Annotated in this window: 10 protein-coding genes; 7 read left to right on the top strand and 3 right to left on the bottom strand. The window is 62.3% G+C overall.

Features of this window, described 5'->3' with window-relative positions:
- Nucleotides 1-61 precede the first annotated feature (61 nt).
- Entirely contained in the window at nt 62-1,225 is a 1,164-nt protein-coding gene (locus tag HNQ60_RS25460; RefSeq protein WP_184335621.1) for an acyl-CoA dehydrogenase family protein, read from the top strand.
- An 11-nt stretch (nt 1,226-1,236) separates the two neighbouring features.
- On the opposite strand, the gene HNQ60_RS25455 is transcribed toward HNQ60_RS25460, so the two are convergent.
- The gene (locus tag HNQ60_RS25455) at nt 1,237-1,992 is read right to left on the bottom strand and encodes a hypothetical protein (RefSeq protein ID WP_184335620.1); all 756 of its coding nucleotides are present in this window, start codon (nt 1,990-1,992) and stop codon (nt 1,237-1,239) included.
- Between the two features lie 252 nt (nt 1,993-2,244).
- Between HNQ60_RS25455 and HNQ60_RS25450 the strand changes: the two genes are divergently transcribed.
- From HNQ60_RS25450 to HNQ60_RS25440, 3 genes are all read left to right on the top strand, one after another.
- Complete coding sequence (locus HNQ60_RS25450; RefSeq protein ID WP_221304459.1) at nt 2,245-3,396, top strand: alkene reductase; 1,152 nt, start codon at nt 2,245-2,247, stop codon at nt 3,394-3,396.
- A gap of 155 nt (nt 3,397-3,551) precedes the next feature.
- Nucleotides 3,552-4,010 (top strand): hypothetical protein, encoded by a 459-nt coding sequence (locus HNQ60_RS25445; RefSeq protein WP_184335619.1) that lies wholly within the window; start codon nt 3,552-3,554, stop codon nt 4,008-4,010.
- A 77-nt stretch (nt 4,011-4,087) separates the two neighbouring features.
- Nucleotides 4,088-7,117, top strand: a complete 3,030-nt coding sequence (locus HNQ60_RS25440) for a carboxylesterase family protein (protein WP_184335618.1) — start codon at nt 4,088-4,090, stop codon at nt 7,115-7,117.
- Here the strand turns inward: HNQ60_RS25440 and HNQ60_RS25435 are convergent.
- Nucleotides 7,059-7,556, bottom strand: coding sequence for a nuclear transport factor 2 family protein (locus HNQ60_RS25435; RefSeq protein ID WP_184335617.1), 498 nt, complete (start codon nt 7,554-7,556; stop codon nt 7,059-7,061). The genes HNQ60_RS25440 and HNQ60_RS25435 overlap by 59 nt on opposite strands.
- Nucleotides 7,557-7,696: 140 nt before the next feature.
- Here HNQ60_RS25435 and HNQ60_RS25430 point away from each other — a divergent pair, with 140 nt between their 5' ends.
- On the top strand, nt 7,697-8,644 hold the full coding sequence (locus tag HNQ60_RS25430; RefSeq protein WP_184335616.1) for a LysR substrate-binding domain-containing protein: 948 nt from the start codon (nt 7,697-7,699) through the stop codon (nt 8,642-8,644).
- Between the two features lie 3 nt (nt 8,645-8,647).
- On the opposite strand, the gene HNQ60_RS25425 is transcribed toward HNQ60_RS25430, so the two are convergent.
- Nucleotides 8,648-9,016, bottom strand: a complete 369-nt coding sequence (locus tag HNQ60_RS25425; RefSeq protein ID WP_221304458.1) for a hypothetical protein — start codon at nt 9,014-9,016, stop codon at nt 8,648-8,650.
- Nucleotides 9,017-9,168: 152 nt separating this feature from the next.
- On the opposite strand from HNQ60_RS25425, the gene HNQ60_RS25420 reads away from it, so the two are divergent.
- Together HNQ60_RS25420 and HNQ60_RS25415 are read left to right on the top strand one after the other, a co-directional pair.
- Nucleotides 9,169-11,577, top strand: coding sequence for a S16 family serine protease (locus HNQ60_RS25420; protein WP_184335614.1), 2,409 nt, complete (start codon nt 9,169-9,171; stop codon nt 11,575-11,577).
- A gap of 62 nt (nt 11,578-11,639) precedes the next feature.
- Entirely contained in the window at nt 11,640-12,464 is an 825-nt protein-coding gene (locus HNQ60_RS25415) for a hypothetical protein (protein ID WP_184335613.1), read from the top strand.
- Nucleotides 12,465-12,672: the final 208 nt, after the last annotated feature.

Here is a 12,672-nt window from a genome sequence, read left to right as displayed (position 1 = left end):
ATGCTTTCACTTCCGGAAGGCTCCTAAATGCGCTGACCCCGGGCCACCGAAATGACAGGTTATGGACTTTGAAATCACCCCGCGCATGCGCGAGCTCCAGGCCGCAACACGCGAATTCATCGCGCAGAAGGTCGTTCCCTACGAGAGCGATCCGCGCCAGACCGAACACGGACCCACGGAAGACTTGCGTCGCGAGCTCGTGGCTCTGGCGCGGCAGGCCAGGCTGCTGACACCGCACGCGTCGGTCGAGATGGGTGGGCTGGGTCTTTCTCACCGAGAGAAAGCCGTGCTGTTCGAAGAGGCAGGCTATTCGCCCCTCGGCCCAACAGCGCTGAACATTCATGCCCCCGATGAGGGCAACATTCACATGCTGGAAGTCGTCGCGAACGACGAGCAGAAGGAGCGATGGCTTCGTCCTTTGGTTCGCGGCGACATCCGCTCCTGCTTCTGCATGACCGAGCCACCCCCAGGCGCTGGATCGGATCCGGGACTGCTGCGCACGACTGCCGACCCCGTAGACGATGGCTACGTGATCAACGGCGAGAAGCTGTACATCACGGGCGCCACGGGGGCGAAGCTCGCGATCATCATGGCGCGAATGCCTGATGGCTCTGCAACCATGTTCCTGGCCGACATGGATCGCGAGGAAATCCGGATCGAGGAGCAACTCACCGCACTCGACACGTGCTTCACGGGTGGCCATGCGCACGTGCGGATCGACAACTTGCGAGTTTCGAAGGACGACATCCTGGGCGAGCCCGGCCGAGGATTTCACTATGCCCAGGTCCGTCTGGCACCGGCGCGGCTGACTCATTGCATGCGGTGGCTGGGTCAGGCGCGGCGCGCCCACGATGTCGCAGTGGAGTACTCGCGTGAGCGCCAGGCGTTTGGAAAGCCCATCGGTCACCACGAGGGTGTCAGTTTCATGCTGGCTGACAACCTCATGGACCTGCACGCCGCCAGACTTTCCATCTGGCACACAGCCTGGGTACTCGATCAGGGCCGCGACGGCGGCCTGGAATCGAGCATGACAAAAGTCCTGGCTTCGGAGGCGCAGTGGCGTGTCGTCGACCGCAGCGTGCAGATTCTCGGTGGCAGCGGCGTCACCGATCGCACGATCGTCGCTCGCATCTTCCGTGACATGCGTGCCTTCCGCATCTACGACGGACCTTCGGAGGTCCATCGCTGGAGCATCGGCAAGCGCATTGCGAAAGGAGTCGCCTGATCGCAGCTGCCCTATTTGTCGGTCCAGTCGGCGTGAGTCACTCGGGTCGCTCCATCCTTAAACACATAGAACAGTTTCTTTGCGCTGCTCTTGCTCGCCGGATTCGATGCCAGGATCTTCGCTGTCCTTGGCCCGTCAAGCGCCTTCCTTCCGGCATGGTCGGCGGGATCCAGCAATCCTTTGTTCTTCTTGACGCTTGCCGTCGCGGTGCCAAGCAGGAACGGCTTCCCGTCCGCTTCGGACTTGCCGAACATCTCCGTATTGACGACGGTCACGAATGAATTCCAGCCCGCCATGACGGGCTTGCAGCCCTTCTCTCCCATGTACTTGCAGATCTTGTAGAGAGTACTGGGATTGCCGTGGACCACACCTTCGACGATCGCCTCTCCGGCACTTACGCATGCAATCAGACACAGCTTGCGAAGAGAGAGCAGACCGAAGTGCTGCAGCATGACGTAGAACTTTTCCACGTCGACGACGCCGGCGAGCCCCGCCATGCTGCCGTGCGCCAGCACGTAGACGCCCAGGTCGGCGGGAGAGTTTTCGAAGTAGCCCGAGGCTTGCCCGCCAGTCTCCTTATCTTCCTGTGGGTTCCAGGCCTGGGCTCCGGGGGTTCCCCCGAGCCTGACAAACTTCAATGTCCATTCCATGTTCGGAGACCGCTCCGTGCACCTCCCGAGCAGGGCATAGGCCCCTTCTTCCGTTTCCTTGTCCTTGACTTCTTCTCCCGTCAGCACGCCGATGATTGCCAGTCTCCCTACCCTCATTGTCCGCTCCTTGAGGCCTCGTTCCGGTGTGACACGAATCGTCAGGCGGTCGGCGTGAAGGTGCAATCAGAAGGTCTGCTTACCTGCGCGATCAAGATGCGGTGCCGAGACGATCGGATACTGATCACCAACCAGCGAAGTCCCGTCGTCGAGCTGTCATGCGCGCCGGCGATGTACTCAGAGGGAACCGATCGCAGCCCCGGGCAGTCCATCCGCTATCCTGCGGCTTCCTATTTTGCGACGAGTCCAACGATGCGATCGATTTCCAGGCGTGATGTGACGAAGGGCGCTGCTGCGACGATGCTGGCACTGGCGATTGGGCGCGGGAATGCGACTGAACAACCGGCCGACGCGTTGCTTGCACCGATCAAGATCGGCGATGTCGAGCTGCGCAACCGCATCGCGATGGCGCCGCTGACACGGGGCCGCGCGGGAGCCTCTCGTACCGCGAATGCGCTCATGGCGCAGTACTACGGCCAACGCGCTGGTGCAGGTCTGATCGTATCGGAAGGCGTGGCGATCTCCGCGACCGGCTACGGCTGGAACGGCTCACCTGGCATCTATCTGCCCGAGCACATCGAAGGATGGAAGGCGACAACGAACGCCGTGCATCAGCGCGGCGGGAAGATCTTCCTGCAGCTGTGGCACATGGGCCGCGTCTCGCACCCCGACTTCCTCGACGGCGCGACGCCGGTCGCTCCGTCCGCGATTGCGGTCAACGACACGACATACACACCGCAAGGCAAGAAACCGTATGTCACACCACGCGCGCTGACCGAAGCCGAGATTGCCACAACGGTGCGGGACTATGCCCAAGCCACGCTCAACGCACGCGAGGCCGGCTTCGACGGCGTGGAAATTCACGCCGCCAACAGCTATCTCATCGACGAGTTCATCCGCGACGGGTCGAACAAGCGCACGGACCGCTACGGCGGAAGCATCGAGAACCGCCTGCGCTTCCTGCGCGAAGTGACCGAAGCAGTCGTCAAGGCATGGTCGCCGAGCCGCACAGGCGTACGACTGTCGCCGTGGAATCCATACAACGACATGACCGACAGCGACCCTGCGAAGACGTTCACGGCAGCGGCAAGGGCACTCAACGAATTTGATCTTGCGTACCTGCACGTGCACGAGACGCGCACGATCGCGAATCGCGTCGCGCCTGCGATGCGCGAGGCGTACAGAAACACGTTCATTCTGAACGGCGGCTTCGATGCCGCCACCGGCGCGGCTGCAGTGAAGGCTGGCGAAGCTGATGCAATCGCCTACGGAAGGTTGTTCATCGCGAATCCGGATCTCGTGGCGCGATTCCGCGTGGGCGCGACGCTGAATGTTCCGGATTCGAAGACGTTCTATACGTCCGAGGCGAAGGGATACACGGATTATCCGGCGCTGGCCGGGTGAGGTCGCTCACCAGCGTTCCGTGCGAACAGAACCGGGAGTACCCACGCAACGAGGTAGTATGAGCGCGCACTCAGACACTGGGTCGACTCAACCAGCCCGAATGGCGGGTCATGCCCTGGACCCGTCGGTCACGAGCTGCGGACAAGGAGAGGTCGGTGGCCAACGTCATACCGCTGCTGGTCGCGTTCGTCGGAGCGCTCTTCGGTACCTACTTCGCGCTGCTGAAGTCACGCCGGGAATGCCTGTGGCTGGATCGCTACGAAACACTGCTGCGAATCGTCTCGACGGCGGAGATCGTCCGCTCCCGATTCATGATGCAGCAGGCCGATCATCTCCAGCTCCATGAATTCACGGCGGAGGAAATCGCCGCGATGGAGACGAGCTGGAAGTCCGCTCGAGCCGACCTGAGGACAGATGTGACACGTGTCCGCATGTTGTTCGACGCGACCGATGCACGGTCGGTGGTCGATGCGCACCAGGATCTCGATCGGGCGATACTCGAGGCGCTTGCGCCCACCCAACGCGACCCCAACCTTGTGTTCAACTCAGTCTGGCTGCGTACCAATGATCTGATTGACAAGGTGATCGCCCTGGCGCGCAAGCGTTGTCGCTAGGATGGCACTGCGGATGTGCAACCCTTTCCCGCGGCCCCGCGTCCCAATCGTTCACACCCGATAAAGGCTGGCCACCGATGTCATTCACCCTCTGGCGTGGACCCGCACTGCTGCTGAGTCTCGTGGTGGCGCTGCCGGCTCCCAGGGTAGACGCAGCTTCGCAACCATTGCCACCTGACAGTTTCGATGCGCCCCTGCGCGAACTGTGGACGAGGGGCGCCGTGCGGTTCCAGCGCCAGTGGCTGATCGCAGGCCCCGTCTCGCCGGAGGCTGCGCAGCGAATCGACCCGGCGCGATTCGACGTCGGGGTCGGCATGCCGCTTGCGCCAGACCAACAGTCGGTACGCTGGTTGCCCCAGGTGTCATGGTCGAACGTCATCGATGTGAATGCACTGCCGGGCATGGCGGCCGGCCACGTGACATTCATGGCCTGCGATCTCACCAGTAAGACAGACGGCTCGTTGGACCTCGCGATCGGCAGCGCGCTGCCCTATGCGCTGTGGGTCAATGGAGAGCAGGTCCACGAACGCAGCAGTCCCGCGGCGTTTACGCCGGATCAGGATCGTGTCGCGGTTCGACTGCGGGCCGGGAGCAATCGCATCGTATTGCGATTCCAGCAGTCACAAGCCGGACCGGCTCTTTTCACGCTGCGCCCCGTCCCAACAGGTGCGGTGCTGCAACGAATCGACGAGGTGTCACCTTCTCTCGATGACTCGCAGCCAGGCACGTTGCTCGTGCGCACACACGTCGCGGAGACACGCGGGGCGCCGGTACAGCTCAAGGTCATCGCTGCCGGAGGTACCGTAATCGCGGAGCAGACGCGCTCGCGTGGGCAAGCGGCAACCTTCGACACGACGAACTGGCGGGATGGTGCATACGAAATCCGCGTGGCCACGTCGGATGCATGGAGCACGAGCCGCGTTCAGTACCTGCCTTGGTTCAAGGGTGATGCGGCTGCCGCAGTGAAAAGATTGCAATCGACGGCCGCAAAGGCACCCGACACTTCTGCCGGCGACACGCTGCGAATGCTGTCTGCGATGGCGCTCGATCGGCTCGGCGGCTCAGAGAATCAGGCCATCGCCCCTCACTGGCGGCTCGTGCACTCCCCACTGATGGAGTTCGAAGAGGTCGAACTCGAAGCGCAGGGCAAACAGGGGCGCGTCAGAAGCGATGGCTTCGTACGAATTGCTTATCGCGACGAAGTCGACAACTCGACGCAGTACTGCCGCGCGTATCTGCCGTCCGGCTATTCGCGCGGCAGAGCCTGGCCACTGATCATTTCACTGCACGGCTTCAATCCGGCCAATCCCGAATACTTCGACTGGTGGAGCGTCGACCAGCGACATCACGGCATTGCACAGACCCGCGAAACGATCGTGGTAGAGCCGCACGGGCGCGGCAATGCTCAGTACCTCGGCATCGGCGACCGCGATGTCTTGCGCTGCCTCGAAGAGGCAAGTCGCCAGTTCTCTGTCGATCCTGACCGCGTCTATCTCACGGGCGAGTCCATGGGTGGGCATGGCACCTGGGCGATCGCCACCCGGCATCCGGATCGCTTCGCTGCAGTCGCGCCGGTCTATGGGGGCTGGGACTTTCGGATCACCAACGTGAGCGGACCGGCTCTCGCACCCGCACCGACGACGGCGTGGCAAGCCTACGGCTTCGAGCGCGCAAGTTCGTTTGCCAATGCCGAGAATCTCCAGCACGTGCCGCTGCTGATCATCCATGGTGACGCCGATGAGGCTGTCAGCGTCGAGAATTCGCGGCACGCGGTACGCCTGCTGCAGCGCTGGGGGTACGACGTGCGCTACCACGAAATGCCAGGCTGGGCGCATGAAGACCTCGAACAGCAAGGAGCGATCGCAGACTGGCTTCTGAAGCACTCGCGTGTCTCGGATCCACGCACAGTGCGTATCCGGGCCACAGACCTCGCGGGCGCATCCGCCTACTGGCTGGAAGTTCTCGCATCGGAGCAGCCGGGCGAGATCATTCGCGTCTTCGCCGAGGTGACCGAGCCCGGTATCGTCAGCGTCGATACGACCAACGTCGCGACGTTCCGCATCGCCCTGCCGCAGAAGCTGCGCGGATCGGAATCAACATTGCAGATTGTCTGGAACGGTGAGCGCCAGAAGCTCACGGACGGTACGTCTGCCGTCGTGCTGGGAGCGCAGATCAAGTCCCCCGCCCTGCGCAAACGTGCCGGCCTCGAAGGACCTTTGCCCGCCGTCCTCGCTACTCCGTTCGCAATCGTGGTTGGCACCACATCAAGCGATGCCCGCATGCGCGCGCTCATTCGAGAACGCGCGCAACGATTGGCAGACCAGTGGCAAAGCTGGCAACACAAGCCACTGCGAATGCTTGACGACACTCAGGTCACCTCCGCTGAGGAGCAGAAGTACTCGCTGCTCCTGATCGGCGGCAGCGACGCCAATGCGGTCACGCGGCGCTTCGCCAGCAAACTCCCGTTCGCCACGTCCGCGAAAGGCATCAAAGTAGACGGCCGCGAATGGCACGCGAAAGACGCAGTCCTGCAGGCTGTCTACCCGAGCCCAGCCGCCTCAGACCGTTACGTATACGTCGTAGCACCGACTTCCACCGCCGGCATGTACTTCTGGCGGCCGCAGCTCGTCCATTTCGTGCGGGGAAATCCGCTCACGCAGTTCGACTGGATCATCCAGGATGGGCGACGCGCGCCACCGGGTACGTTGGACCCCGTGGTCAGCAGCGTCGCATCCGGCCTCTTCGACGCGACGTGGCGCACGCGAGATCGCTTGACCGTGCCGCGCGATGAACAAGCCGCTGCCGCATGGACTCTGCGCCAGATGCCACAGGAAGGATTCGTTCCTGCGCCCGCCGCGCTACAAGCTATCGCTGGTCGCTACGAGCTGTTTCCCGGTGTCGTCGTCACGTGTCGCGTCGAAGGTTCGACCCTGGTCGTCGATGCGCCTGGCCCGCAACGTCCTTCGCTGGCCGCGGAAAGCGACTGGGTCTACGTGAACCCCGCGAGCGGCGATTCAGTCGAGTTCATCCGCGACGCGGCGGGCAACGTCACGAGTGCTGCGATTGAAGATCAGGGGTCGGTGCTGGTGGCGAAACGCGTGCCGTGAAAGCCCCTTGGCTTCGCAGATGCGGCGGACAAGGACCCAGGGATCGCTCGCCCATCAGGGAGTCCTGGTACTCCTTGATCTCGATGATCAGGTCGTCCTCGAGCCGATACATGAGGCAGTAGTGATTGCGATAGGGTTCGCCGGATAGAGTCACCATATCGCCGCGCGCTTCGACGACCACCCAGTCGTCATCCGCCAGGAAATGAAACGCCTGTGTCCTGAAGCTGTGCTCCGCGATGCGCGAACGCACGTAGCGGAAGAATTCGAGAATGCGCTCCTTGCCTTCGACCACCTGCGACCAGGAGCCCTCGCCCGTGATCGTCATCCGGGCGTCATTCGCCAGATGCGAGGCGAACAGGCGACCGTCGCCTCGTCCGACTGCTTCGAAGATCTCCCTCAGGAGGGCCTTATTGTGCTGAGCCAGCGATGACGTCGACATGATGCTCTCCTTTCCTCGGTGAACACCGTCCAGTGTCGACAAAGCAACGCGCGGCGCAAATGACCATGCGGCATGCGGCATGACGTACGATCATGCTCATGGCCGCTGCCATCCGCGCCAGCTTGCGGCACAATGGCCCCATGCGCCGTCTCCCTCCCTTTGCCGAACTCGTCGCATTCGAAGCGGTGGCTCGCCATCTGAGCTTCACCAAAGCAGCGGACGAGTTGTGCATTACACAAAGCGCCGTGAGTCATCGGGTCAGGCGGCTGGAGCAGTTCCTCGGCGTGCGCCTGTTGCATCGCTCGAATCCCGGGCTGCAGCTCACATCGGAAGGCATCTTGCTGTTGCCGCAACTCAAGTCGGCGCTCGATGGCCTCGAGCAGCTCGGCCGGCGGCGTGAACGCAGACTGCGCGTCGCCGCGGAGAGCGGGCTATGCAGCTGGTGGCTCGCGGGCCGCCTGCCCCGCTTCATGGAAGCGCATCCGCAGATCACGCTCGAACTGGTGCCGATCGAGAACGAGCGCTCGCCGATTCCCGAAGTCGACGTACGCGTCCTCTGGCTCGCCGCTCACGATGAGCCAAAGGCCGCGACCCACCTCGCGCTCGCGAATGAACACGTCTTTCCGGTGTGCAGTCCCGCGCTGCTGAAGAGCGTCGCGCCCGGGCGGGCACTTGCCGAGCTGCCGCTGATCCACAAGACCTCGCACGGATTCAGCGAGCTGAACTGGGCCACGTGGCTGCAGAAACTCGAGATGCACAGAGAGCGGGGCTCACGCGGCGAGCTGCGCCTGGGCGATATGGGGATGTTGCTGTCCGCTGCGATCAATGGCGCGGGTGTGGCTCTTTCGCGATCGCTGCTTGCGCACGATGCTCTTGCGGAAGGCCGACTGGCGATTCCCGTCAGCAACTTCGAACCGATGGTCTCGACGAAGCGGCACTACCTGCGCTGGCGCCGCGATCGTCAGGGCGATCCCGACATCGAGGCGTTTGCGCAATGGATGGCCGCGGAAGTGCAAACGTCCGTGGATTCGGTGCTGCGCAGGACTCAGACGGCGACGGCTCGGAGTCGGGTTCACGTCGTTGGGTGAAGATCAACGAATCCATTCTCGAAGCCGCCAGAGTGCCCAAATGCAGGCAACTGACAAAGGCACCAGAAACATCAGTCGTGTGGACCATGCGGTGCGGACACTCTCGGATTGGCCTATCAGCACCGCCACGAATCCAATAAAGGTTGCCCCGAAAACGAAGAACGATACGAAGAAGACCAACGTGGTCAACAGGCGTCCCCCGGTGGACCCGGTGGTGCGTCTGAGCATGAACAGGACGAAGCCGATACCAAGCGCAAGCACCATGAACGTCAGGCCACTCACTTGTTCTCCTTGGAAGCGGGTGTCGTGCTGGTACAGGAAATCGCGGCACGGATTGGCACGCCGAGCGTGCTTGCCCAAGAACATTGTCATCGGTTCCTCGGGTTGGCAAGTTTCAGCGGTGTGATTCGAGCCCGGGCTGCCGCTGTTGGTGGTTGACGAACCCAGCTCCGCGGGAGCACGCTTTCCTCAGTTCCAGGACCGAGGCTCTTAAAACTAGAAGCCGCTGGGTCGGACACCTGGTGGTGACCCGACGTCGAATCGCCGAGGTGCGAATGGGCAATCCGCAGTCGTCGGAAACTTCGCCGGATCTGAGCGGCGAGTTGGCTTTCCTGTTCCTGCGCGATGCGGTCGTCTTCCCAGGCACCGAGCGGTCATTCGACCTCGGCCGAAAGCGGACATTGGCCCTGCTGGAAGCACTGGGCAGCGAAGTGCGGACACCCGTCGTCGTCGCCACGCAGCTGGTGGCCGAGATCGAGGAGCCCGGTCTGTCGGATATCTCTCCGATCGGAGTCGTCGCGCACATCGTCAGCCTCACACAAGGCAGCGATGGCGCGCGAACAGCGATCCTGCGCGGGATCTCCCGGGTCAGGGTTGATGATTTCACGCGCACTGAGCCCTACGTGCGCGGTCGTGTAACTCCGATCGTCGAAAGCGGCGTCGCCAATCCGGCTGTGCTCGCAGAAGTACGCGAGCTATGGGGTGAGTTCAGCGAAGAGAACGAAAAAATTGCCGCGGGCATCGTGGAGCAGATCGAGGGCGCGCACGATGCAATTGTCTTCGCGAACCTCATTTCAACTCACGCGAGCGCGACGCACGACGAACAGATCCGGCTGCTCGAGGCACAGGATGTGAATGAGCAGCTTGCGCTGCTTGCCGCACTCTTGCGCGAGAAGCAGGCGATGACGGGACTGGAGCGTCAGATCAAGGGGAGAGTGAAACGTCAGATGGACGCTTCGCAACGCGAGTACTACCTGACCGAGCAGCTCAAAGCCATCCGGGCGGAGCTCGGCCAGGGCAAGGCGGAAGAAAGCGACCTCGTCGAGATTCGCAGCCGACTGGACCGCCTTGCCCTGCCGCAGGCCGTGCGGGATCTGGTGCGAAAGACTCATGCACAGCTGGAGCGGCAGTCCGAGTCCGCGGCCGAGTACGCGGTCGGCTTCAAACTCCTGCAACACATCGCCGCGCTGCCGTGGACGTCGTATGTGAAGACTCCTCCCGACATCGCGGCCGTTCGCGCAACCTTGGACAGCCTGCATTTCGGGGCGGACGAGGTTGCGGACTGGATCGTCGAGGAGCTCTCCGTTCGCAACCTGACCGCGCGCAGCACAACCGACCGGAGCGCGCAAACGCTCTGCCTCGTTGGGCCGCCAGGCGTCGGCAAGACAAGCCTTGCCCAGGCCATCGCCAACTCGCTCGATCGCCCATTGCAGACGATATCCCTTGCCGGAGCGATGGATCCTTCGTTCATTCGAGGCCATCGCAGGACCTACATCGGCAGCGAGCCGGGCATGCTCACGACGGCGTTGCAGGCAGCGGGCATGCTTGCGCCGGTCATCCTTCTTGACGAGATCGACAAGGTAAGCAGCGATTCATACCGCGGGAATGTCGGCGCGGCACTCCTGCAGGCACTCGATCCGATGCTGAATCGTCACTACGTCGATGAGTACCTGGGTGTAACGCTCGATCTTTCGCAGGTCTTGTTTGTTGCTACTGCGAACAATGCTCGCGCCATCTATCCGCCGCTTCGATCGCGGATGCGTGTGCTCACCTTCTGGGGCTATTCGGCGGACGAGAAGCTGGCGATTGCCCGTGACTACATCCTGGGCCGGATGCTCGAGAGCCACGGGCTCAAGGGCCGTGTCGAGATCGATGAAGCTGCGCTGGAGCAGCTGATCGAGCGCTACACGCAAGAGGCTGGCGTGCGCGAACTGGCGCGGCACCTCGAGCGGATCTGTCGACGTTGTGCTGTGCTGCTGTCGGTCAGTGGCGCATCGCAGAAGACCATACACATCACCACGGACACACTGGATTCCCTGCTCGGCGCACCACGCGTCCCTCCGAGCATGGGTGTGCCAACGGCACAGGTCGGGCGTGTCAATGCGATTGCCTTCGATGCCGGCGGTGCGCGGATCGTGCCAATCGATTCAATACGCTTTCGCGGCCGGGGCAAGCTCGTAGTCTCGGGATCCAACGACAGCGTAGTGACCGAACGCATGCACGTTGCGATGTCGCTGGTGCGACATCGGGCACAGCGACTGGGTTTCGATCCCGAGGGCCTGCACAACTCCGATGTGCACGTTCACATCGATGCAAGCATCTCCACGGACGACACGCCCAATCTGGACCTCGCCATCTGCCTGTCGCTGATCTCCGCGCTGATCGGCACCGTGGCTCCGCAGCGAAGCGGTGTTGTGGGTACAGTCGATCTGCATGGCGAGGTCGGAGGCTGTCACGATTTCACGGTCCGCATGGCAGCTGCACAACGGCAGCGACTCGAGGAAGTGATCGTGCCACGCAGTCACGAAGCGGAAGTGGCCAGACTGCCGCATCGAATTTCCAACGGCCTGAAATTTCGCTTCGTCGCATCGGTGGATGAGGCGGTCGACGTCTTGTTCGGCACATCCTCGCGGATGTCACACCCTGCGGAGTAGACGACGTGCGCAATGCCAGCAATCCGGACGTGAATCATGGCAGGCGGCAGTGTTTCGTCGCTATGCCTATCACGACCCCCGACGGGTCCCTTGATGCCTATAGAGGCGATGAGGAGCATTTCTCTCACGTGCTGTCGCACCTGTTCCAGCCCGCCATAGAGATTGCCGGGATGGCGATGGTGTCGCCGATCGCGACGGGTGCCAATCTGGTTCATGCATCGATCGTCGACAAGATCGTCAAGAGCGATCTGGTGCTGTGTGACATGTCCGGATTGAACCCGAACGTATTCTTCGAGATGGGACTGCGTACGGCTCTGAACCAGCCGCTGTGTTTCGTGGTCGACGACATCACGGAATCTTCCATTCCGTTTGACGCGGGAATCGTGAACTACCATGTCTACCGGAGTGATCTCACGCCATGGACGATCAAGCGTGAGATCGAGACACTTGCGGCCCATATCAGGACGAGCGTCGAGCAGTCAAAAGAGGGCAACGCGTTGTGGAGGTACTTTGGCCTGCGTGCACAGTTCGGCGGAGATGGCGCGCGTCCGACAACATCCAGCGGTGACAAGCTGGAGTACCTCACCATGGAAGTGGAGGGCCTCAGGCGGAAGTTCGACGGCATCATCAGCGGCGTCGCAGCCGCGACCTCCGAGAAGCTGACCCGTTCGACCACGCAGAATGAACACGAGATCAGCGACGAACAGGTGGCCGGAGCGCTGCTGGCCTTCGATCCGACCACATCTTCGACCGAGCATCTGACCACGTTGAGCAACCAGCTTCGCGGCCGGCTGAAGCGCACTCGCACCCGCACCGAAGAGGTGGCGATCGAGCGAGTTCTTGTGCAGATCGAGGACACGCTGAAGAATCGCACCGCACCGACCTAGCATTCTCGCCAACCGCCGCGATCAGGTGCACGCGCGTCGTCACCGTAGGTGAAACCAAGCGTCGAAGACCCTTGCATGACGCGTCGCGCCACCAGTCCGTTGCTCCGTCAACTGATTGATTGTTGTTCGACTGTTCCTTCTGGCGCACCGCTTGCATCGTCTCCATTGCCGTCCACCTGAATACTTCGGCCGGCAATCTGCCCGCTTT

The organism is Povalibacter uvarum, from assembly GCF_014202975.1.
Lineage (GTDB): Bacteria > Pseudomonadota > Gammaproteobacteria > Steroidobacterales > Steroidobacteraceae > Steroidobacter > Steroidobacter uvarum.
This window is presented reverse-complemented; position numbering and strand designations above follow the sequence as displayed.